Origin of the sequence: Rheinheimera texasensis DSM 17496 (assembly GCF_000711985.1) — a bacterium.
GTDB lineage: Bacteria > Pseudomonadota > Gammaproteobacteria > Enterobacterales > Alteromonadaceae > Pararheinheimera > Pararheinheimera texasensis.
Window position 1 is genome coordinate 195965 of record NZ_KL544006.1, and the last position, 24444, is coordinate 220408.

Annotated in this window: 26 protein-coding genes; 12 read left to right on the top strand and 14 right to left on the bottom strand. The window is 51.6% G+C overall.

Annotation, left to right across the window (positions count from 1 at the left end):
• Positions 1–117: 117 nt before the first annotated feature.
• Complete coding sequence (locus tag Q399_RS0117905; protein WP_031570917.1) at positions 118–831, bottom strand: M48 family metallopeptidase; 714 nt, start codon at positions 829–831, stop codon at positions 118–120.
• A 147-nt stretch (positions 832–978) separates the two neighbouring features.
• Here Q399_RS0117905 and xthA point away from each other — a divergent pair, with 147 nt between their 5' ends.
• Positions 979–1791, top strand: a complete 813-nt coding sequence (gene xthA, locus Q399_RS0117910; protein ID WP_031570919.1) for an exodeoxyribonuclease III — start codon at positions 979–981, stop codon at positions 1789–1791.
• 4 nt (positions 1792–1795) lie between these two features.
• Positions 1796–2422, top strand: coding sequence for an energy-coupling factor ABC transporter permease (locus Q399_RS0117915; protein ID WP_031570921.1), 627 nt, complete (start codon positions 1796–1798; stop codon positions 2420–2422).
• Between the two features lie 22 nt (positions 2423–2444).
• Here Q399_RS0117915 and yfbV read toward each other — a convergent pair whose 3' ends face one another.
• The gene (yfbV, locus tag Q399_RS0117920) at positions 2445–2894 is read right to left on the bottom strand and encodes a terminus macrodomain insulation protein YfbV (RefSeq protein WP_031570924.1); all 450 of its coding nucleotides are present in this window, start codon (positions 2892–2894) and stop codon (positions 2445–2447) included.
• Positions 2895–3396: 502 nt separating this feature from the next.
• On the opposite strand from yfbV, the gene Q399_RS0117930 reads away from it, so the two are divergent.
• From Q399_RS0117930 to Q399_RS0117950, 5 genes are read left to right on the top strand one after another with little or no spacing between them, the layout of a single operon-like run.
• Positions 3397–3918 carry a PTS glucose transporter subunit IIA gene (locus tag Q399_RS0117930; RefSeq protein WP_157836343.1) on the top strand — a complete coding sequence of 174 codons (522 nt, stop codon included), beginning with the start codon at positions 3397–3399 and terminating at the stop codon, positions 3916–3918.
• Positions 3919–3945: 27 nt separating this feature from the next.
• Positions 3946–4296 (top strand): ArsC family reductase, encoded by a 351-nt coding sequence (locus Q399_RS0117935; protein ID WP_037046628.1) that lies wholly within the window; start codon positions 3946–3948, stop codon positions 4294–4296.
• A 7-nt stretch (positions 4297–4303) separates the two neighbouring features.
• Positions 4304–5458 carry a succinyl-diaminopimelate desuccinylase gene (gene dapE, locus Q399_RS0117940; protein WP_031570930.1) on the top strand — a complete coding sequence of 385 codons (1155 nt, stop codon included), beginning with the start codon at positions 4304–4306 and terminating at the stop codon, positions 5456–5458.
• Positions 5440–6135 (top strand): M15 family metallopeptidase, encoded by a 696-nt coding sequence (locus Q399_RS0117945; protein WP_031570933.1) that lies wholly within the window; start codon positions 5440–5442, stop codon positions 6133–6135. The genes dapE and Q399_RS0117945 overlap by 19 nt, the downstream gene beginning before the upstream one ends.
• On the top strand, positions 6128–6382 hold the full coding sequence (locus Q399_RS0117950) for a hypothetical protein (protein ID WP_031570935.1): 255 nt from the start codon (positions 6128–6130) through the stop codon (positions 6380–6382). The genes Q399_RS0117945 and Q399_RS0117950 overlap by 8 nt, the downstream gene beginning before the upstream one ends.
• 31 nt (positions 6383–6413) lie before the next feature.
• Here Q399_RS0117950 and yejK read toward each other — a convergent pair whose 3' ends face one another.
• Positions 6414–7451, bottom strand: coding sequence for a nucleoid-associated protein YejK (yejK, locus tag Q399_RS0117955; protein WP_031570937.1), 1038 nt, complete (start codon positions 7449–7451; stop codon positions 6414–6416).
• A gap of 69 nt (positions 7452–7520) precedes the next feature.
• Here yejK and Q399_RS0117960 point away from each other — a divergent pair, with 69 nt between their 5' ends.
• From Q399_RS0117960 to Q399_RS0117980, 5 genes are all read left to right on the top strand, one after another.
• Positions 7521–7745 (top strand): YejL family protein, encoded by a 225-nt coding sequence (locus tag Q399_RS0117960; protein ID WP_031570939.1) that lies wholly within the window; start codon positions 7521–7523, stop codon positions 7743–7745.
• Positions 7746–7748: 3 nt separating this feature from the next.
• Positions 7749–9269, top strand: a complete 1521-nt coding sequence (locus Q399_RS0117965; RefSeq protein ID WP_031570941.1) for a DUF3413 domain-containing protein — start codon at positions 7749–7751, stop codon at positions 9267–9269.
• 120 nt (positions 9270–9389) lie between these two features.
• Positions 9390–9587 (top strand): DUF2061 domain-containing protein, encoded by a 198-nt coding sequence (locus Q399_RS0117970; protein WP_031570943.1) that lies wholly within the window; start codon positions 9390–9392, stop codon positions 9585–9587.
• An 85-nt stretch (positions 9588–9672) separates the two neighbouring features.
• On the top strand, positions 9673–10242 hold the full coding sequence (locus tag Q399_RS0117975; protein ID WP_031571416.1) for a YaeQ family protein: 570 nt from the start codon (positions 9673–9675) through the stop codon (positions 10240–10242).
• A complete protein-coding gene (locus Q399_RS0117980) occupies positions 10242–11066 on the top strand; it encodes a CvfB family protein (RefSeq protein ID WP_245612928.1) in 825 nt (274 codons plus the stop codon). The genes Q399_RS0117975 and Q399_RS0117980 overlap by 1 nt, the downstream gene beginning before the upstream one ends.
• 39 nt (positions 11067–11105) lie before the next feature.
• Here the strand turns inward: Q399_RS0117980 and Q399_RS0117985 are convergent, their stop codons facing one another.
• The 11 genes from Q399_RS0117985 to hda form a co-directional block, all read right to left on the bottom strand.
• The gene (locus tag Q399_RS0117985; RefSeq protein WP_031570947.1) at positions 11106–13505 is read right to left on the bottom strand and encodes a bifunctional diguanylate cyclase/phosphodiesterase; all 2400 of its coding nucleotides are present in this window, start codon (positions 13503–13505) and stop codon (positions 11106–11108) included.
• A gap of 62 nt (positions 13506–13567) precedes the next feature.
• Positions 13568–14812: an SAM-dependent methyltransferase gene (locus Q399_RS0117990; RefSeq protein WP_031570949.1), complete on the bottom strand. Its 1245-nt coding sequence runs from the start codon at positions 14810–14812 to the stop codon at positions 13568–13570.
• A complete protein-coding gene (locus tag Q399_RS0117995; protein WP_031570951.1) occupies positions 14809–15567 on the bottom strand; it encodes a DUF1365 domain-containing protein in 759 nt (252 codons plus the stop codon). The genes Q399_RS0117990 and Q399_RS0117995 overlap by 4 nt, the downstream gene beginning before the upstream one ends.
• On the bottom strand, positions 15567–16820 hold the full coding sequence (locus tag Q399_RS0118000; RefSeq protein WP_031570953.1) for an NAD(P)/FAD-dependent oxidoreductase: 1254 nt from the start codon (positions 16818–16820) through the stop codon (positions 15567–15569). Before Q399_RS0118000 ends, Q399_RS0117995 begins: the two co-directional genes overlap by 1 nt.
• Positions 16821–16861: 41 nt before the next feature.
• Entirely contained in the window at positions 16862–17335 is a 474-nt protein-coding gene (locus tag Q399_RS0118005; RefSeq protein ID WP_031570955.1) for a nuclear transport factor 2 family protein, read from the bottom strand.
• Positions 17336–17338: 3 nt separating this feature from the next.
• Positions 17339–18805 carry a deoxyribodipyrimidine photo-lyase gene (gene phrB, locus Q399_RS0118010; protein WP_051686158.1) on the bottom strand — a complete coding sequence of 489 codons (1467 nt, stop codon included), beginning with the start codon at positions 18803–18805 and terminating at the stop codon, positions 17339–17341.
• Positions 18802–19776: a YbgA family protein gene (locus Q399_RS0118015; RefSeq protein WP_245612929.1), complete on the bottom strand. Its 975-nt coding sequence runs from the start codon at positions 19774–19776 to the stop codon at positions 18802–18804. Before Q399_RS0118015 ends, phrB begins: the two co-directional genes overlap by 4 nt.
• 133 nt (positions 19777–19909) lie before the next feature.
• Complete coding sequence (gene ihfA, locus Q399_RS0118020) at positions 19910–20206, bottom strand: integration host factor subunit alpha (protein WP_031570961.1); 297 nt, start codon at positions 20204–20206, stop codon at positions 19910–19912.
• Positions 20207–20208: 2 nt separating this feature from the next.
• Entirely contained in the window at positions 20209–22596 is a 2388-nt protein-coding gene (pheT, locus tag Q399_RS0118025; RefSeq protein ID WP_031570962.1) for a phenylalanine--tRNA ligase subunit beta, read from the bottom strand.
• A gap of 14 nt (positions 22597–22610) precedes the next feature.
• A complete protein-coding gene (gene pheS, locus Q399_RS0118030) occupies positions 22611–23591 on the bottom strand; it encodes a phenylalanine--tRNA ligase subunit alpha (RefSeq protein ID WP_031570964.1) in 981 nt (326 codons plus the stop codon).
• Between the two features lie 114 nt (positions 23592–23705).
• Positions 23706–24440, bottom strand: coding sequence for a DnaA regulatory inactivator Hda (gene hda / locus Q399_RS0118035; protein ID WP_031570966.1), 735 nt, complete (start codon positions 24438–24440; stop codon positions 23706–23708).
• Between the last annotated feature and the right edge of the window lie 4 nt (positions 24441–24444).

The window sequence follows — 24444 nt, forward strand, 5'->3', positions numbered from 1 at the left end:
GAGCACTCTTCTAAGTTTAATACCGGCTAAGATGCGGGCTCTGATGCCGGCGGATTAAAACAGAAAGCGTGGCCGTTGCAAAGTGGCATACAACAACAGCAACTTCGCAGCGTCCACTCAGTCTATCGACAGCGTCATTTGCTGTTGATGCTGTTTCAGATAAAGTTTGGCCTCTTGCCAGCGCGGATAGAACTCAGCAACCAAAGTCCAGAATGCCGGTGAATGATTCATCTGCCGCAAATGTGCCAACTCATGCACGATGACATAATCACTGACCCAATCCGGCGCCAGTAACAAACGCCAGTTCAGACAAATAGTGCCGTCACTGTGACAACTACCCCATTTCGTTTGCCAGCCTTTGATTAAAAGTTGCCGCCAGGATAAGTCCATCCGCTGGCTCCAAAAACTCAGCCGCTGATTGAAGTAACGCTGCGCTTCCTGTTGGTACCAGTCTTCCAGCAAGCCCAGCAAATGTTTTTGCCGGTTTTCTGTTTTGATCCGACGCGATAACTGCACCCAAAGCGTCGGGCCTTCCAGCGTTACTGCTGACACCGCATCCTCGACCACCCTTAATCTGAGCACTTGTTCCCGCAGTATCAGTTGTTCACCACTGACCGGATAACCTTGCTGTGGTCTTTGCTGTTGCTGCTGTAAATGCTGCTCTATCCAGGACGCTTTTTTAGCGATAAATGCGTCAATCTGGTTTTTTTCCAGATATAAAGGCGCCAGCACAGTCAGACCTTTTTGTCCGACCTGCAACGCCAGTGTGCGCCGGCGGCTCGAGCGTTTTAACTGATATGGAATACTGCTGAACTGACAGACTTCGTTCACTGCCTGCTCCGGTTAACTAAAAAAAGCCGGCGCAGCATACCCAAGGCCAGCCGCCGGCTGCAAGTCCGCTTTAGACAGTCGCCGCTGGTCGATGCTATGATGGCCATCTTCTGCAATTGCGGCATTTTCAAGGATACGGCTTTAGCTATGAAAATCATTTCATTTAATATCAATGGCCTGCGTGCAAGACCTCATCAACTGCAAGCTTTGGTCACGCAGCATCAGCCGGACTTTATCGGCCTGCAGGAAATTAAAGTCCACGATGATGAATTTCCACATGACGAAGTGCAACCGCTTGGTTATCACACTTATCATTTTGGTCAGAAAGGCCATTACGGCGTGGCGATTTTAAGTAAAACCCCGGCCGACCAGATGTTATATGGTTTTCCCGGCGATGCCGAAGACGCGCAGCGCCGCATGTTAATCGGCCAGTGGACTTTGGCCAACGGCAAAAAATTCACTTTACTAAACGGCTATTTTCCACAAGGTGAAAGCCGTGACCATCCGGTCAAGTTCCCGGCGAAACAACGCTTTTACGCCGACCTGCTGAACTATTTGCAGCAGCACCATACGCCGGACGACTACATCGCCGTGATTGGTGATATCAATATTTCTCCGCTCGATCTGGACATCGGCATTGGCGAACCCAACCGCAAACGCTGGTTAAAAGATGGCAAATGTTCATTTTTACCGGAAGAGCGCGACATGCTGCAAACCATCAAAGACTGGGGCCTGATTGATACCTTCCGCCAGCTCTACCCGGATCGGACTGAACGCTACAGCTGGTTTGATTACCGCTCAAAAGGTTTTGATGATAACCGTGGCCTGCGCATTGATGTAGTAATGGCAACCGCGCCGCTGGCGGCTTTATGTGCTGCAAGTGATGTCGATTATGACATCCGCGCTATGGAGCGGCCTTCAGATCACGCGCCGGTCTGGTCGGAATTCAAACTGGCCTGATCCCATGTGGTGGTTTTGCGCGCTGTTAATGCTGGTGTACTACCTGGTGCTGGACCGCAAAGTCTGGCACTTGTTGCGTCAGCCGCTATTACAGGCACTGTGCGTCGGCGCTCTGCTAGCGCTTTGTGTGCTGTGGCAACTCAAAGCACAACTGCCGGATTTACCACCAGTACATTTTCTCGGCATCACCACAGTCGCGCTGTTACTGGGTCTGCGGCTGACGATATTGGTGATCCCAATGGCGCTGTTGTTACCGCAACTGGCTGCATTGCTGCTGCACCAGCCTGTGGCAGAACTCAACGCCATCCTGTTGCAGTGGACCGCGCTGACGCTGGTTGCATTACAAAGTTATGGCTGTTACCTGCTCGCCAGCCATAAGTTGCCACAACATATGTTTGTAGCCATTTTTGTCAGCGGATTTCTGAATGGTTTATTGAGTGCCCTGACCTTTGTTGCCTTGCTGGCGCTAGGCTTTTTTGGCGTGCTGGCTGTTGGGGAAAGCAGTCAGATCAGCGACTTCCTGCTGGTGATGCCACTGTTGGCCATGCCGGAAGCACTATTAAATGGCATGGCTCTGACGTTGTTGTTGGTGTACAAACCACATTGGGTTGCGGCGTATCGCCAGACATGACAACCGTGCAATTTGCCTGGTTTCAAAACCAATGATGGAAAAACGCCTTATCCAGCTGCCGAAGTGCTGACTGCAACACATTAGCGAGGTCGCTGTAACAGGGTTTACCGGTTGCAGCCTGAGGGACTTGCACACCGGCTTGCTGCATCTGAGCCCGGATATCCTGATACCAATGACTAATCGCCGGCGGCAACTGGCTTTGCGAACGCACCCCCAACCAGAAATAACCCTGCAACGGCAGCGCCAGCATAAACAGCCCACAGGCTAAGGCCGACCACAAATAACTGCTGCCAAAGTACTGCAACTGCACACAGACAGACAGTACAGCCAACGGCGGCATCCACATTTTTAACAGCAGCGTCAGACGGATCACCCGGTTCTCCGGAAACATCAGATTAAGTTCCTGCAATCTTGGCCAGGTCTGACTATAGACAACGCCCAACTGCAGGGTATGGCCGACATCTGTACGCATGACTTAACTCCGAACAAGCTATCTATGGCAACACTAGCATAAAGTGCCGGTGCGCGGGTCTGTGCGGCAACAAAAAAACCTGACAGCCGGCTGCCGCATAGTACAGTTGAAAGAAAATACTGCATATATGCGGACAGAGCCAGCAAACATAGATTTTCGAAGCTTTGATAGGATTCATCGAAGTGTCACATGGTAACAAAATTTGTGCCATTTGAATTAATTTAATACTTTCATACAGATAAAGCAGATAAACAGAACAACCCACAAAGTTATCCACAGAATCTGTGGACAACCTTAAGACATAAAACAAACGGATCGCAGCGTTTTCATCCTAAACATAACTAATAAAAACACCAGCTTGTGCAATTAATTCTTACCTAGCCTTCGTTTTTACCACTTTTCTTCTCCAACTTTTTTTCAGCGCTTTTTTCACTGAAGCGCTGCAGTGCAGACAAGGAGTTTGTTACTATCAGTGCAAGCGACCACGCAGGAAATCGCAGATATGACTTCGGCATTCAGTAAACTGACCATGCACACAGACCAGCATCCCGGACGCGGCATAGAGATCCGCAGCCCCGTTAGCGGTCTGGTGAATACACCAGATAAACTAGCCGGGCCGGTTTACCAGTCCGGACTAATGCCGGATGCGGTCCAGGTGCAGTTGCAGGGGCACCAGCTGGTAGCGCCTTTTAGTGGCGTCGTTACGAGTCTGGATCGCGGCGGCCATCGCATCCTGTTGCATCATCCAAATGGACTGAAACTGGAAATTGCTTTCCCGCCACTAGCAGCACAGCAAACTCTGGGCTTTCGCTGGCTGGTTGCAACACGCAGCAAAGTCAGCGCCGGCCAGCCGTTATTGCAGTTTGACGCCGCCCGCCTGACCCCATGGTGTCAGCCGCTGTATTGTATTCTGGCACTGTCTGACCATCCAAAAATTCAACGTATTCATAGTAAAAGCGGTTATGTAGCCGCCGGTGTGGACCCTTTGTTCTGGCTGGAATTTACCCCGGCGGTAGCCAGCTAAACCCCGTTCTGACAGGAGTAAGTTTTCGTGACATCTTGTGTGATCTACGGCATCAAAAATTGTGACACGATGAAAAAGGCCCGCAGTTTGCTGGAGCAGATGCCGGTTAAAGTGAAGTTTCATGATTACCGGGTGGACGGCGTGCCGGTTGACGTGCTGCGCCAGGCGATGGCAGTCCTTGGCTATGAGAAGCTCATCAATCAACGTGGTACTACCTGGCGCGCGTTGCCAGATAGCGAAAAAAATATTGTCGACGCCGAAGCAGCATTAACGCTGATGCAACAGCATCCGGCCGTGATCAAACGCCCGTTACTGCAACGTGGCGATCAATTCCTGCTTGGCTTTGACGCCGGCCTCTATCAGCAATTTTGTCTCTGAGTCTCTTATGTCTGAACAATCTGTAACGCCTGAAAAATCTGCCGTGCTGGCACTGACCGAAGCACTGATCCGTCGCCCGTCCGTCACACCACTGGACGAGGGCTGCCAGCAATTAATGGCTGACCGCCTTGCCGCGCTTGGCTTTGACATCGAATCGATGTTTTTTGAGGATACCCTGAATTTATGGGCACGGCGTGGCCGGGGTAAACCGTTGTTTTGTTTTGCCGGTCATACCGATGTGGTGCCGACGGGCCCGCTCGAGCAATGGCATAGCCCGCCATTTGAACCACAGATCCGCGACGGTTTGTTATACGGCCGTGGTACTGCGGACATGAAAGGCAGCCTGGCGGCGATGATCGTCGCGACTGAACGCTTTTTAGCGAAAAATCCGCTGCTTACCGGTGATATCGCCTTTTTAATCACCAGCGATGAAGAAGGCCCATTTATCAATGGCACCAAAAGAGTCATCGAAACGCTGGAAGCGCGTCAGGAAAAAATCAGCTGGTGTCTGGTCGGTGAGCCGTCCAGTACCCAGCAAGTCGGCGATGTGATTAAAAATGGCCGGCGCGGCAGTCTGACCGGTTATCTGAAAATTAAAGGTGTGCAGGGCCATGTGGCCTACCCGCATCTGGTTGACAACCCTATTCACAAAGCGGCACCGGCACTCGCCGCACTCAGTACTGAAGTCTGGGACCATGGCAATGCATTTTTCCCGGCCACCAGTTTTCAGATTTCCAATATTCATGCCGGAACCGGTGCCACCAACGTCGTGCCGGGCGAGCTTAGCCTGACCTTTAACTTCCGCTACAGCACTGAAGTGACTGCTGAACAGCTGCAACAGCGGGTACTGGCGTTATTAGATCAGCATAAGCTGCAATACGATATTGAGTGGGTGCTGAACGGTCTGCCGTTTCTGACCGATCGCGGCCCACTGGTCGAGGCTGCGGTGAAAGCAGTGCGTCAGGTACAAGGCTTTGAAACGTCGCTGGAAACTACCGGCGGCACCTCAGACGGACGTTTTATTGCACCAACCGGTGCTCAGGTGGTGGAACTTGGCCCCTGTAACGGCACTATTCATAAAATTAACGAACATGTGCGGGTCGCCGATTTAGAGCTGCTGACTGACATGTATGAGGCCATTTTGTGGCACTTGTTGACCTGACCGCCCGCCAACTGACCGGTCTTGATGCGCCAGGATTGGTAGAAGCTGAACCAGGCCGCTTTTTGCAGCCCGCAGTGGCTGCGGCCTATCAGGCCATGCAACAGGCTGCGGCTGCCGACGGCATCACGCTTCGCATCGCATCCGGCTGGCGCGACTTTTCGCGCCAGCAAGCGATTTTCAAGGCGAAACTTAATGGAGAGCGCCCGGTGTACGACGCAGCACAACAAGCGGTAACGCTGGCTGGAATGTCACTGGCAGCCAAATTACACGCCATTATGCTGTATTCCGCTTTGCCGGGAGCCAGCCGCCATCACTGGGGCACGGATCTTGATGTATGGGATCAAGCCGCGGTGCCGGCCGATTATGTGTTGCAGCTAAGCGCAGCCGAATATGCACCAGACGGGCCTTTTGCCCGACTTTCCGTCTGGTTAAGTCAGCATGCCGGCCGCTTTGGTTTTTTCCGGCCTTATCGCAGTTTTCGTGGCGGTGTGGCTGTTGAGCCCTGGCATTTAAGTTACCGGCCGCTCGCCAGCCTGTATCTGCAACAACTCAGTCTGCCGGTGCTGCAAGCTGCCATTTTACAAAGTGAACTCGCGGAGCCTGACGAGATTGCCGCCATGCTGCCCGAGCTGTATCAACGTTATATCTGTAATATCGATGGAGAAAATGATGACTGATTTATGGGGGATGGTAGTGCTGGTGATAGCGCTGCTGATAGGTAATTTATGGCTGCTCAAACGCAATAGTAAACAACAGCTCAAACGCAAAACCACGGTCAGCCGCACGGTACAGCCGGCACAAACGGCCGCCGCAGTACAAACCAGTCCGGTTGTGGTCACAGCAAGTGAGAAAAATCAGGTCGATACGCCCACCAGTAAATCCACTTCCGATGCATCTGGCGATAGCGATGGCGGCGCTGACTAGACAGCACCGCTTTAGCGTCACTCAGTGCCGCTTATTCGCCTTTTCTGTCGAAACTGGAATATCCGCGGATAAATTTCTGCAACTGGTCACGTAGATTCGGCGGTGTGCCTTTGATGATCAGCACATCGCGCTCGGCATCATATTGCACACGCTCCCCGAGCAGTTTTTGCTCAAAACTCAGGCTAAGACCGGCACCGGCACCGGAGAATTTCACCAGCGTTTTCAGCTCCTTGACGTCGACCGGAAATTCTTCGGCCACAGCGATATCCTGTTCCTGACAATAACGGATAAAAGCATTGTCATCCGAGCTGTCGACGGTGGCGGATAATTCATCGAGCCGCACGTCCTGGCCTTGCTTGGCCCGCTCTTCACAGTATTGGTATACCTGCTTACGCACGTCATTTTTTTCGCCGGCGTCATAATCGGATGCACTTAAATACTCTTCAACCGACGCCAACACCACTTTACTGCTGGCTTTAGGGTCCACCCCTTCGGCAGCGCCTAAAAAGTCGAGGAAAAAATCCGCTACTTTGCGACCCGCACGGCCACGAATGAAAGAGATATATTTGCCCTGCTCCGGCGCACTGGCCAGTTCTGTCAAATCAATCCGCGCCGCCAGCTGCATCCGGGCAATATCCAGATGTTTACTGCTGGCGAGCTGCAAGTCCGACGTCAGGCTGAAATGTTCTTTACTGCCCAGCAAAGCGACAAAAAGATATTCGTTGGCCAGATAACGGTAATGACACAACATCAGATAACCGGTTTCCGGGATTTGGTGTTTAGTCAGTTCCACCACCAGAGCCGCTGTGGCGTGCTCAGCCAGGCTTAAAAATGATTTTTCGCCGTGTTGCCATTGCCCCATTGGTTCCAGCATTTGCTCCACTTTGTCGCTGTGGAAACTGGCATAACCTTTGGCCGGTTTGCCGTTGTAAGCCAGATGCAATTGCTCCAGTAATAAAGCGACATGCGGTGTGATACTAAGCAGGTCCTGACGGAAATGCGCGGTTAACTGCGCAGACTCGTTGGCTTCGATAAAATTAATCGCCAGCGCATGAACATCAACAGACATAAATTTTCCTGTTTAACCGAATTCTGTTACCATTCTACCTGTTTTACAGCCTTCATTTCAGAGTAATTCATGCCGATCCAGTCCAAGTACAGCACCGCCCAGATTGAAACTATCATGAACCAGCTGCTCGACACGCTGCGTGAGCAGGACGCCAATACCGAACTGAGCCTGATGTGCCTTGGCAATACCATCAGCCATATTATCCAGACGCATGTGCCAGCGGCGCAGCAAAAAGATGTAGCCAAATCCTTCGCCCAGGTGCTGGTTGATTCCATTTCGGCGAAGTCGCACTGAGTTATGGTTCTCGAGCAAGACCTGTCGCTTGTCAATAAAGTCAACCGGCTGCTGCGCTGGGGCCATTGGTTTACTTTTTTTAATGTGCTGCTCGCTTTACCTGTTACCTTGAGTTTTTTCCTCGCAGATCCTTTGCCGCCCGATGCCGCCGGCTGGATTTATCTGGTACTGAACTGGCTGGGTCACACCGCTTTTATCTGCTTATTGTTTTTTATTGTGACCATTTTTCCGGTCAGCCTGATTTTTCCATCGCAGCGTCATGTGCGCGGTGTGGCCGCCTTGCTGGCCAGCTGTGGCCTGGTCGTACTGATTTTTGATGCTTATGTTTATCACAGCCTCGGATATCACGCCGGCAGTGCGTCGTGGGAGCAAACTGTCGATTTATTACGCCAGCAGGTCGTCACTAATTTACGCAATTTTATTCTAATCACAGCATCGGTCGGTTTGCTGTTGCTGGCGATTGAGCTGCTGTGCAGCAATTTTTGCTGGAAAAAAATCGAACGGCTGAAAAGGTCCGGTATCGGTGCGCCCGCACTATTTGTATTGTTAGGTAGTTTTATCAGCAGCCATCTGCTGCATATCTGGGCAGACGCGACGGAAGTGAGCAGCATCACCCGCCAGGACAACACCTTGCCGCTTAGCTACCCGGCAACGGCGCGCACTGTACTGAACCGCTATCAGATTATCAGCACGCCAAGCACTGATGCCCAACAACTTAGTTGGCTGCAACAGGCGACAACGATTCCACAGCCCGTGCATTTATCCTGCAGTGCAGCACCGCAAGCTGCGCCGCTGGACGTCTGGCTGGTCGAACAGCTCAGTGCTGAACAGCTGCAGTTATTGCAATTACAGAATTTCAAAACGCTGCCACAACATCTGGCACCGCGTGATACCACACTGGCGCTGACAAATTTATTGCACGCACAGCTGGCGCAAATGCCACTGACACAAGCACCGGATTGGTTTAAACAGTTGCCTGCCGGTTACCTGCAAATTGACGCCGACAGTCACTGGCAACAACAACTGCCCTGGCTTGCGACACAAAAACCGGCTCAAGCTGCAGTGCGCATTCACCTGCAACAGGACCAAAGCCTGCTGACGGCAGTACTGAAACAACGGTCAGCCGACCAGCAACTGCTGGTGATTGAATTGGCAGGTAAAGGTGAACGTTTTGCACTGGGCCCGGCGCAGATCTTTTTTCACTGGCCGGCACTCAGACAACAACGTTACAACCAGGTCAGTCAGCATCTGGATTTAATGCCTACTTTATTAGGCTATGCCGGCTGTTACAACCAGCAAGCCTGGGTCGGTGAAAACTGGTTAGCATCCAGTCAAAACGCCCGGCTGAACGTGATTGGCAATGAAATTTACGCCTTTCGCAAAGACAAAATGCTACTGGTACAGGCGGACGGCCAATACAGCGTCTGGTCCGCCGGTACTTTTGTGCCGCTGGAACAGAAACCTGATTTACCCTTGTTGACCGATGCATTAAACCGGCTGGCGATTGCGGCGACGGCGCGTTAGGCGCCGTCGGTTCTCATCTCTTTTATCGAACATCCTTCGCATTTTTATTTGTTTTAACTGATGAATAAACACCTTTAAGCTGGTTCTATGCGCGACAGCACCAGATTGAAGGAAACCATCATGTTAAAAACCTTAAGCTTTACCACTATGCATTTTAGTATCGCCTTTACTGTGGCTTACCTGCTGACCGGTGATTTACTGGTCGGCGGTCTGGTTGCCATGGTCGAACCGGCAGTGAATACTGTCGGTTACATCATTCACGAAAAAGTCTGGCAACGGTTGCAACATCGCCAGCAAGCCAGTCAACTGCTGGCCTGAGTACAAGACAGCAGCGCAGGGTGACTGTCGCATTCAACGGCAAAAACCGTTACACTGGCGCCCCGTTTTTTCTCTGGTATCTTCCATGGCGCTCAAAGCCACCATTTATAAAGCTGAACTGGCCATTGCCGATATGACGCGGCACTATTATCAGACGCACAGTCTGACGCTGGCACAGCATCCTTCTGAAACGATTGAACGCATGATGCTTCGTCTGGTGGCATTTACCCTGTGCGCGCACGAACGCCTGATCTTCGGCAAAGGCATTTCGGAAGACGCAGAACCGGATCTGTGGCAACACGATTATGGCGGCAATATCGAACTCTGGATTGAACTGGGTTTGCCGGATGACAAACTACTACGCCGCGCCGCGCACCGCGCGCAGCAAGGCATGGTGCTGGCTTATGGCGGCACTGTCATCGATAAATGGTGGAAAGACGCACAAAAAACTGCCCGCGAATTATCTAATCTGACCGTGGTTGCTATTGATGCCGCCGAGTCACAAGCCCTGGCTGAGTTGTGCCAGCGCACCATGCAGCTACAATGTACAATTCAGGAAGGCCAGCTGTGGTTTGCCGATTCAAATCACTCGGTCGTACTGAATCCGCGCCTGCTGCAGCAGAGCAATCCTCCCCTGTTTCAACTGGAGTCATAATGTTTCTCGGAAAAACCAATCGGCTGGTGCTGAAAAGACGGGTGGATTTTGGTGTCTATCTCGATGGCAAAGAATGGGGCGATATTCTGTTACCAAAACGCTATGTGCCGGCAACTGCCGATATCGGCAGCAGCATTGACGTCTTTTTGTATCTGGATTCTGAAGATCAGCTGATCGCAACCACCGAGCGCCCGCTGATCAAAGTCGGTGAAGTGGCACAGATGCGTGTCGTCGCCGTCACCAAAGTCGGCGCTTTTTTAAACTGGGGGCTGAAAAAAGATTTGCTGGTGCCATTTGCCGAACAGGCGGTGCCGATGCAGCAGGATTACAGCTACCTGGTGTACTGTTTTGTTGATAAAAGTAACCGCATCGTGGCGTCCAGCAAGCTGGATAAATTTATTGGTAAAACCACACCACAACTCAAAGCTGGTGATGAAGTGTCCATTGTCGTCGCTGAACCAACCGATTTAGGTTTTAAAGTGGTGGTAAATAACGAACATTGGGGGCTTTTATATAAAGATCAGGTCTTTAAGCAATTGCGCCGCGGTTACCAATGCAAAGCTTATGTCAATAAACTGCGTAGCGACGGCAAAATTGACCTGTTGCTGGATAAACCGGGTTATGGCAAAACCCTGGATTTAACCGGCCAGATCCTGCAAAAACTCAATGAAAATGACGGCGTGTTGATGTTATCGGATAAAAGCTCACCGGAAGCTATTTACGCGCTGTTTGGCGTCAGCAAAAAAGTCTATAAACAGGCGATTGGCGCTTTGTTTAAGGAAGGCAAAATCAATATCAGCGACAGCAAGATCGAGCTGAAGTAACAGCCACTTCACCCGGCCTTAAATCCCTCAAGGCCGGGCTTATCTCAGCCACTCCACCGCCTGACGCGGCGGTAAAGCTGCAGCAAACCAATAACCCTGTCCCGACTCACAACCCAGCTCAGACAAAATCTTCCGTTGCAGGCTATTTTCAATACCTTCGGCAATTACTTGTAATTTCAGCGTCTTCGCTAAGGTGATGATGGTATTGACCACGGCATTTTCCTGAATACGCGGCCGGATCCCGGCGATAAAACTACGGTCGATTTTCAGTACATCGAGCTGAAATTCATGCAGATAACTCAGGCTGGAATAACCAGTGCCGAAATCATCCAGAAACACCCGAATGCCCGCCGATCTGAGCTGAGCAATAGTAGTTTTGGCCTGATCAATTTTATCAATCAGCGCCCGCTCGGTTATTTCAATCGCCAGATAACGGGCCGGAACCTGTGCGTCGGCCAGTTGTTGCAACACGACATCTGCGAAATCAGCCTGCGAAAAGCTGCGCCCGGAAATATTGACGCTGATATAAAACGGCGTGGCGTAGTTCTGCCACCACAAATTAATTTGGCTGACCGCCTGGCGCACGACATAACGGTCGATATCACCCAGCAACCCAAGTTCTTCTGCCAGTGGGATAAAATCATTGGGCGGGATAAAACCGCGCTCTGGATGCTGCCAGCGGATAAGAGCTTCAAAACCGACAGTGTCGTCATTGTCCAAATTCACCACCGGCTGGTAGTGCAACTCAAACTGCTGCGTGCTGAGCGCAGCCTGGATCTCCATTTCCAGTTGATAATGCTGCACCGCACGTTGGTCCATTTCAGCAGAAAAAAACCGGCAAACGCCTCGGCCATCTTGTTTGGCCTGGTACATGGCAATATCGGCACGCCGGATCAACTCGTCGGTGTCGTCCAGCACTGTGTGCGGATCAGCCAGTGCCACCCCTATACTGGCCGATGTCTGCAGCTTATGTTGCTTCAGCAGGATAGGCTGACTCAGCTGCAGGCTAATGCGTTGCATCACTTCCGCGACATCAGATTCCGTATGCACGTCATCGAGTAAAATCGCAAACTCGTCACCACCAAGCCGCGCAAGCGTGTCATTCTGGCGCAGACAACGGCGTAACAATTGAGCGACAGCCACCAGAAACTCATCGCCAATCTGATGACCCAGAGTGTCATTCACCATCTTAAAGCGGTCTAAATCCAGATAAGCGACGGCAACAACATGGTTTGGATAGCGGCGGCGGCGTTTAAAGCCTTGCCGCACCCGATCCAAAAACAACACGCGGTTCGGTAAATTGGTCAGCGCATCGTGCAGAGCCTGATGCAACAGACGCTGCTGCACAAAAACCCGTTCCAATGCACTGCAAATATGCTGGCTGACAAATAGCAATAAATCTAAATCGGTTTGCTGGTAATGCCGGGTGACATCATAACTTTGTACCACCACTACACCCTGTACCCGATCTTCCGACTTAAACGGCACTCCGAGCCAATATTCCGGTTGCTCGCCATAGGCTTTGACGACATTCTCACGGTCAAGCTCTGCCAGCATGGCCTTATCCGCTAACAAAGGTTTGTCGGTGCGAAACACATAACCGGTCAGACTATGGTTGAGAATTTCTTTGGGATAAAACTGGTCCGGACTAATGTGCTCATGCGAGTCGGCGAAATAAGGGAAATGCAGCACTTCTGTATCGCTGTCATACAACGCGATAAAAAAATTCTCAGCATAAATCAGCGAGTTCACATTCTGATGCAGCTGCTGATAAAACTGGCCCGGTGCTTCTCCGTCATATTGCAGTGAGGCGATATTAAATAACACTTTCTGCAAACGGCTGGCGTATTCCAGCTGAGTCACTGAATGCTGAATATGGGCAAGCCCGGCCAGCTGCTCCATTTTGCGGGCGAGCACCTCAGCAACCTGAGTCAATAGGGCGATTTTATCGGCGAAAAAACCTTGCTGCGGATGTTCACAGTCCAGCACAGCCATTAGTTTACCTGCACACAGCACCGGCACAGCTAACTCTGAGGCAAACTGACTATTGCCAGAAACGTACCGTGGGTCTTGTGAGGTATCCGCCACACAGATAATTTGTTGCTGGCGGGCCGCCGTTGCAATCAGACTGTCGCTATCCAGATAAAGCGGCGGTGGTAAATCCAAGGCCCTTAAGCCGCAAGCAGCGACACGCCGCAGCAATCCGGTCGCATCCGGCACAAACAAACTGCAATCGGCAAATCCAAGCGCTTCGCTGACCAGCTGTACCACCTGCTGGTATACCGCCTGATCTGTGGCGACACTTTGCAGATCCAGCGCCAGCGTGTTCAGAGTACGCAGGGTGGCAACTTCCTGACGCAGTTGCCTGATCTCAGACTGTTCGCCGGCAGCAACTACCGCGGCTTCGCCACCATCTTGCTGATTGAACTGCGGTTCCATGTCACCTGACTTTTGATAACTTTTTGAAAGTTATAACACAATGTCAGATTTTTAGTAAATTGTCAGACCGGCTGTTTAAATCCCGGTTTTGCCAGTACCAGATGGACAGTGCTGGTAGCGCGCTCTAAAAATCCACCTTCGCAGTAACATAAATAAAACTGCCACATACGGATAAAACGTTGATCATAGCCAAGCGCCAGCACCTGCTCTTTTTGCTGTTCAAAGCGCTCAAACCAGTCGGCCAGCGTGCGGGCATAGTCGAGACCAATGTCGCTGAGCTGACGGATCACCAAATCCGTGTGGTTACAAACCGCACTGGCCATTTTGGTGACCGACGGCAAAAAGCCGCCGGGGAAAATAAACTTCTGAATAAAATCGACTTCTTTGCTGTAATGCTCGAAGCGCTGATCTGCAATGGTAATGGCCTGTAGCACCATCAAACCATTAGCTTTGAGCAGGCTACTGCATTTGGCAAAATAGCTGTCGAGATACTCTTTGCCGACAGCTTCTATCATTTCAACCGATACCAGCTTGTCGTATTGACCGCTCAGTAAACGATAGTCCTCAAATAACAATGTAATTTGGTCGGTAAGACCTGCGGCGGCAATGCGCTCAGCCGCGTAGTCATATTGTTCTCTGGAAATAGTGGTGGTAGTGACTTTCACGCCATAGTGAGTGGCCGCATAAATCGCCAGGCTGCCCCAGCCGGTGCCAATTTCCAATAAGTGATCACCCGGCTTCAGCTGCAGCTTTTCACAGAGTAAATGTAGTTTGTGCTGCTGCGCCTGCTCCAGTGTGCTATCCGGCGCCGGATACACCGCACTTGAGTACATCATGCTGTCGTCCAGAAACAAGCGATATAAGGCATTCCCTAAGTCATAATGTGCAGCGATGTTTTTGCGCGACTGGCCCAGCGTATTACGGTTTTTCCAGTCCAGTAACTTCAGCGCCGGTTTACTTAACCGCGCCCAGGCGCTTTCCAGTGAATCCAACAACGCCATATTGCGGGCAAAAATGCGCACTAATGCCGTCAACTGGTCGGTATGCCACCAGCCGTCCATGTAAGCTTCACCAGCGCCAACCGAGCCTTCCAATACCAGCTTCTGATAGAAGCGCGGGTCGCGCACTTCCAGCCGCACGCGCAGATCGGCATGGGCGTCGCCGAGGATCAGCTCATCTTTATGATCAACCAGTTCAATACAGCCATGTTGCAGACCGGCGAGATATCCCTGTACCAGACGACGGCAAATCCGGTCCAGCAGCCCTGGCTCTGCATAATCACCTGATTGACTGAGTGCTAATGTCATACCGATTGATCCTTTGGCTTTTGATGAGAATAAAATGGCAAACCTTTGACTAACAACTGCAACGCTTGCCAATAAATGCGTATTACAACCTGTACGTTTTGCCATGGCTGGCGGATCAGCATCTGGCGAATGCTGTTTTTGTTTAACGCCTCGCGCTGCAAGCGAAACCAGGCCGAGAACACTTTTTCGCCTTGCCGGCTGTTTTGCAGCAACAGGTTAAATTGTGTCGTGGGCGCTTCAATACGCCAGTGATATTGCATATCTAAAGGGTTAAATGGCGAGACATGAAAATTCTTCGCGTGACTGAATTCAGTCACGCCATCCGCTTCAAGCGGCACCAAATAATGATGGCGTTCGTTCCAGGGTGTATTACTGACTTCTGCCAAAAGATAACGCGGTTGGCCCTGTTGATATAAATAATACTGTGTCAGCGGGCTGAAATAGACGCCCCAGTTGGCGAGCGGCGATAACAAAAACACCTGATCAATACCGCTGACATCCGCGCCAAGCTGTGCAGCACGCGCCAGAGCGGCTTCTGCTAAATCGTCAATGCCGGTGACCGCAGCGCAGCCTTTAAAATAATCGCGGCGGCGCAGGGAAAAAGCCCCAAAGGCCTCGCGCTGAATTTGCGCAGGCAACTCAGTAAGCGCACATAAGTCGAGCCAGAAATACTGAATATCATAATGCAGCCCATGCGGTTTCGGTTTGAGGCGCTGATGCCCCACCCGGCCCCGATAGATAGCATGTGTCGACATTAGAACTTCACCCCAAGCATGGCTGCAACATCGACAGCGCTGCGCACCCCGTCCTCATGGAAACCGTTATACCAATAAGCGCCACAAAAATAACTACGGTTCTGGCCGTTGATTTCACCACGCCGTGCCTGTGATTGCATTGTGCTCTGATTGTAAACGGGATGGGCATAGGTAAAACGCCGCAGCACTTGCTCCGGCGCGATGCGATCGCTGGCATTTAAGCTCACCACAAAAGTGGTATCGCTATGAATACCCTGCAGCATATTCATGTTGTAGCTCAGCGTGGCGCGCTTGGCTGCATCTTCGCCTAACAGATAATTCCAGGCCGCCCAGGCCGCTTTGCGTTTGGGTAACAGCCGGATGTCGGTATGCAGCACCACATCATTATCCTGATAGGCAATACCACCTAATACCTGCTGCTCAGCCGGTGTTGCATCGGCCAACATTTTAAGCGCCTGATCGCTGTGGCAGGCAAACACCACCTGATCAAAATGTTCAGTGCTGCCATCCGCTAAAGCAATTTCAACCGACTCGTCAAAACGACGCACCTTGGCCACAGGACTGTTCAACCGGATACCGTCACTGCCACATTTGGCCAGCATGGCTGTGACATATTCACGCGAGCCACCTTTGATCACCGCCCACTGCGGCCTGTCGTTGATGTTGAGCAGACCGTGGTTATTGCAGAATTGCAGGAAAAATCGCAGCGGAAAATCTGGCATTGCAGTTAAACCAGCCGACCAAATCGCCGCCCCCATCGGCAACAGATATTTGTCGCGCATGTCGGTGCCAAGCTGATGTTTCTGCAAAAAGGCATCGATAGGCAAATCTAAATCCGCACTGTTATCGGCCACCGCCTGCTTGGCGATTTTGTTAAAACGCACAATGTCACGCAGCATGCGCCAAAACGATGGCCGCAGCAGATTGCGCTTTTGTGCAAACAGGCTCCACAGGTTATTCCCGTTGTATTCAAAATCGGCAGCTCTGTCTGTCACCGCAAAACTCATGGTTGTATTCTGAAAAGGTACACCAAGCTCAGCGATAAATCGGTTAAACAGCGGATAAGTCCAGTTGTTAAACACAATAAAACCCGTGTCGACGGCATACTGACGGCCATTCACACTGACATCAACAGTTGCAGTATGGCCGCCCAGGTAATTACCAGCTTCGAATAAAGTGACCTGATGTTGCTGCCTCAATAAATACCAGCTCATCATGCCGGCGATGCCACCGCCAATCACTGCAATACGCATGTAGTTTTTCCTTGAAATAAAGTCGGTGAAAAGGCCTGAGATCAGGCCTGTGCCATCCGGCTGCGAACCTTCCCGGTCAGCCAGCCAATCACCGGCAAATGCTGATAAACCATTTGGGTCAAATCGTAATAGTCACGATGCCGCACAATTTTGCCATTGGCGTCATAGGTGAGCTCAGTGCTGCCATCGACGACTATCAACTCACCGGCACCTATAGCCGGATGACGAAACCGCATCTGCCAGCTGACAAAGCCCCAATGCGGCCCCACCCCGTGCGCACCCATTTCAAACTCGCATTGCTGCAGGTTTTGGTAGGCATGAGCGAAATACTGTTCGAGCGCTACCAGACCCGAAATGTGATGCACAGGGTCGATAAACTCGACGTTATCGGCATACAAATTTTTTAAAGTGATGAGATTGTCGAAATTCAGTTGATTGTAGAAATCAACAAAAAGCGCCAGCCGCTCTGATGCCGACGGCTGAGGCTCCAATACTGTTGATGATTCAGTTTGCATTATTCAAAGTCCGTCCGAAGAGCCCAGTGCCAGCTGAGCGGGTTCGTCAGGCAAACTATCTGCTGATTCACCGCGCGCAGCTTTGAACATTGCTAATGTACGCAGCCGGGCCTTGGCATGATCAACCACAGGCCGGAAATACTGCACCGACATCGGTAACGGGTGCGGCCAATGCAGTTGTTTGCTGCTAAGCCCCTTCAGCTCTGGCAGATACTTTTGCAGGAAAATACCTTTAGGGTCGAATTTTTCGCTTTGTGTCACAGGATTAAAAATACGGAAATAAGGCGCGGCATCTGTGCCTGTGGAAGCGGCCCACTGCCAGCCACCGTTATTGGCGGCAAATTCGCCATCAATCAGCTTTGACATAAAATAACGCTCGCCCCAGCGCCAGTCGATTTGTAAATCTTTCACCAGGAAACTGGCCGTGATCATCCTCAGCCGGTTGTGCATCCAGCCGGTTTGATTCAGCTGACGCATTGCTGCGTCGACTATCGGATAACCGGTACGGCCTTCACACCATGCGGCAAACCATGCTTCGTTATTGCCCCAGACAATAGCTTCAGTGTCCGCCTGGAAGGCCCGATGTTTAATCAGCTGCGGATACGCTATCAGAATGTGTTTATAAAATTCGCGCCAGATAAGCTCGGACAGCCAGACCGCAGCGCCGCTGCCGTCTTGCAACATCGTTGTATTGGCTTCTGCCTGCAAGCGAGCCACCGCCTGCTGCGCTGAAATCACGCCAATAGCAAAATACGGCGACAACGTTGAAGTGCCGTTTATCGCCGGGAAATCACGCGCCTGCTGGTAGTCCTGTACGCGCTCTCGGCAAAAACTGCGCAATAAATCCAGCACTTGCTGTTCTGCTACCGGCCAGGCTGCTGAGCTGTTGTCACCAGGATGCATCTGGGGCAAGCCACTGTCATCCAGTTGAATGCTGCTTTTAACAACAGGTTTGCCCAGCACCTGTAAACCTTTGTGTTGCAGCTGTGCCAGCCACGTTTTCTTAAAAGGGGTAAAGACTTTATAAATGTCGCCGGTTTTACTGCGCACGGAACCCGGCGGCATCACGCATTGGCTGTCATACCAGAAACAAGACACACCGATGCCATTCATCGCCTGGGTGACCGTCTGATCACGATGTTGCTCGCGAAGTTCGTATTCGGTTTGGGCATAAAGCCCGGCCGCACCTTGCACGGCAAGTTTTTGCAAAATAGCGGCACAGTCGCTGTAACGCTGCGCTTCAATAGCAAGCAGTTGGATGCCCAGCGTGGCCAGTTCATTTTTGAGCGCCAGTACCCGGCGGCGAATTAAATCCTGCTTGATCGGCGCCATATCATGTTGCTGCCAGGTCTGTGGCGTGGCTACAAAAACAGCCACAACCGGCAACCCGGTTTGTGCGGCAGCAAAAAGTGCTGCGTTATCATAATGACGCAGGTCGTTGCGCAGCCAAACCAGCTGGAAAGCATTCATACCCGCACTCCAAGTTCAGTCGGGAATGGCTGTAAATAGCGCTGACAAGCCACGTAATCGTCCGGATGCAGCCGCAGATGATGTTTTAATAATGTCAGTGGCGCCAACAGCGGAATATGCCCCAACCGGTATTGATGAATAAGCTGCAGCAGCTCAGCCTTGGCCTCGCTCGACAACACTTTTTTAAAGAAACCTTGCAGGTGCATCAGCACATTGGCGTGATTTTTCCGCGTCGTTGGTTGTGCCAGCGCCTGCTGCATTGCGACCAGATAGCGGTTTGCCAACTCCTCTGGCGCAAACAGCTTTCCTTGCGCAACTAAACGGCCTAATTCGCGATACGCCACAGGGTGATGCGCCAATAACACAAACTTATATTGGCTGTGATACTTCACCAGCTTACCAATGCTAAAGCCATCCGCCATCAGCTGCTGCCAGTGAGCCAGAGCGTAAATCCGTGTGACAAAACTTTCGCGGATGCCGGCATCGAGCAACCGGCCGTCTTCTTCCACCGGTAACCAGGGATAACGCTGCATCAGTTCGCGGGTAAATAGCCCGACCGCGACTTTGCCAAGCTGTGCTCCTTTTTCATCAACCAAGCGCACGCGCTCCATGCCGCAACTGGGTGATTTAGCGCAGACAATATAACCGCAAAAATCCGCCATTTGCGGTAGCCGTTCTGCACAGAGCGCCTGCATGGCATCAGTATGGTCAATGCTGGCGTCTTTGTTATTAACCAAACGGATTTGTTCAGCAGCGTTTTTCATTAGCCGGATCGCCGGACGGGGCACACCCATACCCAGCGCCTGCTCCGGACAAAACGGCACAAAATCGGCGAAAGGTAATAAAGTTGCAGTACAAAATTCGGATTGTTTATGGCCACCGTCAAAGCGGACTTTCTGGCCGAGTACGCAGGCACTGATACCAATTTTCAGTTTCATAGTCACGTGGAGCAATTCAGAAGATGAGTTCATTACAATCGTACCGGGCTATTGGATCACTAAGTTCAGAAATATTTAAGCAGATCAGCGAGTTGCCGCCCATCTTCCGGCAAAAAAAAAGCGCACTGGCATAGCCATTGCGCTTTTTTTGCTGCAGTATCTGCCGTTATTTTTTGGCAGTGCCGACTTCAACCCGGCTTTTTAATTTCTGGCCTGGACGGAACGTCACAACACAGCGGGCAGAAATTGGAATGTCTTCACCAGTTTTAGGGTTGCGACCCGGCCGCTGATTTTTCACCCGCAGGTCAAAGTTACCAAAGCCTGACAGTTTGACCTGATCGCCGGTTTCAAGGGCGAGCCGGATCTCTTCAAAAAATGCCTCTACTATCATTTTGGCGTCGCGTTTGCTGATGCCAAACTTAGTAAATAAACGTTCTGCTAAATCGGCTTTGGTAAGCGCCATTCTCAATCCCTCAACGTTGCGTTGAACTCATCTCCAAGGGCCTGCACCACGGAAGTCACCACTTGTTGGATGTCTTTATCTTCCAGGGTCCGCGTCTTGTCCTGCAGGGTCAAAGCGATAGCCAAAGACTTCATGCCGTCTGCCACGCCCTGACCTGTGTACACGTCAAACAACTTTAGGTCAACTAGTTGATTTCCGCCAACTTTTCTTATAGTAGCAAGGATATCTGAAAAACGCACATCAGATTTCACTACAATTGCCAAATCGCGGCGGTTTGCCGGATATTTTGAGATTTCCTGTGCAGAAACAATGTGCTTGTCACCAAAGGCTGCAAGCTCCAATTCAAACAGGAAGGCTTTACCTTTAATACCGAGCTTACGTTCAGCTTCCGGATGCAGCGCTCCTAATAAACCAACTGGCTGACCGTTACGCAGCAGCGCAGCCGTCTGGCCCGGATGTAATGCGCTGTGCTCGCCTTTTGCAAAACTGAATTCATCAGCAGCTGAGGTTTTGCTCAGCAGTGCTTCCACATCGCCTTTGACATCATAGAAATCTACCGCGCGCTCAGCGATAGTCCAGTGCTCGTTGCCATAAGAGCCCACGATAATACCGCCAATCACCGGCACTTGCCGTACACCGCCTTCCGCGGTGGCATCCGGGATAAATTTCAGGCCGTATTCAAACAGGCGGATCCGGTTTTGCTGGCGGTTTTGGTTGTACTGAACAGCCTGCAATAAACCTGGCCACAGGTTTAAGCGCATGGCGGACATATCGGCAGATATTGGGTTTGGCAGCACTAATGCTTCGACGCCTGGAAACAGCACTTGCTGCACTTTCGGGTCAACGAAAGAATACGTGATGGCTTCCTGATAACCGCGGTCGACCAGTAAGTCACGCAGGCTATGCACCGAAATATCCGCTTCGCGGTGGTCACGCATCGCCAGCGATGCCACTGGTGCTACGTTTGGAATGCTGTTGTAGCCGTATACCCGCGCCACTTCTTCAATCAGGTCTTCGCTGATTGAAATATCGAAGCGATAGGTCGGCACTGTGACCTGCCAGCTGTCCGCTTGCTCGTTCACGGCAAAACCTAACCGCGTGAAAATCTCGCTGACGGTCGCGGTGTCGATATGAATACCGAGAATGCGGTCCAGTTTCTGCCGGCTCAGCGTGATTTGTGCCGCTTTTGGCAGATATTCATCGGACTTGGCTTCAACAATTGGGCCAGCTTCGCCACCGACGATGTCCAGTAACAGCGAGGTCGCCCGCTCCATCGCGGTGCGTTGCAGTTCAGGGTCTACACCACGTTCATAGCGGTGCGAGGCGTCGGTGTGCAAGCCATATTGACGGGCGCGGCCAGCCATCTCTGTTGGTGCGAAAAACGCACTTTCGAGGAAAATGTCGCGGCTGTCTTTCGTCACGCCACTGTGCAGGCCACCAAAAATACCAGCCATCGCTAAGGCTTTTTGCTCATCAGCGATGACTAAAGTCTGTGGATTCAGCGTCACTTCGCTTTCATCCAGCAGTACCAGTTTTTCTTCCGGTTTGGCCAGACGCACCACAATGCCGCCGTCGATTTTCGCCAAATCAAAGGCATGCATCGGATGACCCAGTTCCACCAGTACATAGTTGGTGACGTCTACGACCGGGTCGATAGAACGAATACCACTACGACGTAATTTCTCTACCATCCAGAGTGGCGTTTGAGCGCCAACATTGATGTTGCGGATCACCCGGCCTAAATAACGCGGGCAGCTTTTTGGCGCCTGTAACGTGATAGTGCGCGTCTCGTCAATAGAAGGAGTCACTGCAGCAATAACCGGTTGTGTCACGTCCAGTTTATTCAGCACACCGACTTCACGGGCGAGGCCCAGCATGCCGAGACAGTCTGCACGGTTTGGCGTCAGGTCGACTTCGATGGCATTGTCATCAAGCTGCAGATAATCGCGGATGTTTTTACCAAGCGGTGCATCCGCCGGCAGTTCGATAATACCTTCTGAGCTTTCGGCCATGCCAAGTTCAGACAATGAACACAACATGCCGTTCGACGGCTGACCGCGTAACTTGGCCGCTTTGATTTTAAAATCACCCGGCAACACAGCGCCAACAGTGGCCACTGCGACCTTTAAGCCCTGGCGGCAGTTGGCTGCGCCACAGACGATGTCGAGCAGCTCACCGCTGCCGATGTCCACTTTGGTAACCTGTAATTTGTCCGCTTCAGGATGACGGCCACATTCAACCACATGGCCAACGACCACACCGCTGAATTCACCTGCGATAGCATCAATACCGTCGACTTCCAGGCCGGCCATTGAAATCTGTTCGGCCAGTTCCTGCGTCGATAACGCCGGGTTGACCCATTCCCGTAACCAGGATTCACTGAATTTCATTGTTTTGCTCCGGCTTATTTAAATTGTTTTAAGAAACGCAGGTCATTCTCGAAGAATGAACGCAAGTCGGTAACGCCGTAGCGCAGCATGGTCAGACGCTCCACGCCCATGCCAAAGGCAAAACCGCTGTAGACTTCCGGGTCAATACCGACCGAACGCAGCACGTTCGGGTGCACCATACCGCAGCCTAATACTTCCAGCCATTTACCGTTTTTGCCCATCACGTCCACTTCGGCCGAAGGCTCAGTAAACGGGAAAAATGATGGACGGAAGCGGATTTGCAGGTCTTCTTCAAAATAGTTGTTCAGGAAATCGTGCAGAATGCCTTTAAGCTCGGTGAAGCTGACATTTTTGTCGACCATCAGGCCTTCGACCTGGTGGAACATCGGCGTGTGCGTCATGTCGTAGTCGTTACGATAAACGCGGCCTGGCGAGATGATCCGAAGCGGCGGCTGTTCAGTTTCCATGGTGCGGATTTGCACGCCGGAAGTCTGAGTACGCAGCATCAGCTTAGGATTAAAATAGAATGTGTCGTGATCAGCACGGGCCGGGTGATGCTCAGGGATATTCAGTGCATCAAAGTTGTGGAAATCATCTTCGATCTCAGGGCCATGTTTGACTTCAAAACCCAGTTCGCCAAAGAACGTTTCAATGCGGCGAATCGTGCGCGTCACCGGGTGCAATCCACCCTGTTCGATGCTGCGCCCCGGCAGCGTGACGTCGATTTGCTCAGACGCCAGTTTTTGCGCCAGCACTGCAGCCTGCATGCCATCACGGCGAGCGTTTAACGCGTCTTGTACTTGTTGTTTCAGTTCATTGATTTGTGCACCCGCAACTTTGCGGGCTTCGGCGTCCATCGCGCCTAAGGATTTTAACAGCTCGGTGATGCTGCCTTTTTTGCCGAAATACTCAACGCGGACGTCTTCCAGTGCATTCACATCTGCGGCGTTGGCAACCGCCTGTAATGCGCTGTCTAAGATGGCAGATAGGTTCATGATTTTCCTCAGACCAGCCAGTTTGCTAAAACCGGTGATTTTACAACAATTTCGCCGCTTTTGGGCGCGCTAAGGCGAGGAAAATTTTAGCAAATTGCCGGAAAAACCAGCAAATCAGAGCTCTGTGGCGGGGAAAGTCGCAGCCAGCACGTCTTTGACAAAAGGAATGGTCAGCCGGCGCTGGTGCACCATCGAGGCTTTGTCGAGTACATCCAGCGTATCAACCAGCGCGCGGATATCCCGTTGCTGGCGGTTTAGCAGATAACGTGCGACTTCGTCGGGCAAATCTAAGCCGCGCACCCGGGCTTTTTGCTGCAGCAGTTTTTGTTTGTCGTCATCGCTGAGCAGCCGCAATTGAAACACAGTACAAGCCTGTAAGCGCGAGACTAAATCCGGCAAGGTAAAGCCAAGTGCGGTCGGCTGGTCGTCGGCGACGATAATCAGTTTTTTGCCATGTTCGGCCAGACGGTTATACAAATCAAACAGCGCCACCTGCCAGTGCGAATCGCCGGCTACCGCGCCGATATTATCCAGACACACCAAGTCGAGCTGCTCCAGATTATCCAGCATTCGTGGGCTGTACTGAGCAAATTCATCCAGCGCCAGTAATTGACTGGTGAGGCCTAATTCTTGTGCCTGCACACAGGCAGCATATAACAAGTGCGACTTCCCACTGCCCGATGCGCCAAACACAAATACCGGCGGTTGCGGCTTGCCGGTATTTGCCGTTTCAGGCTGCAGGTACTGGTGGATAAAAGCCACAGCCGGACTGCTATCCGCGCCATAAAAACTATGCAAAGTTTCGTCGTCTGGCAAAGTCACTGCCAGCGTAAATTGCGTCGGCTGCATCGGC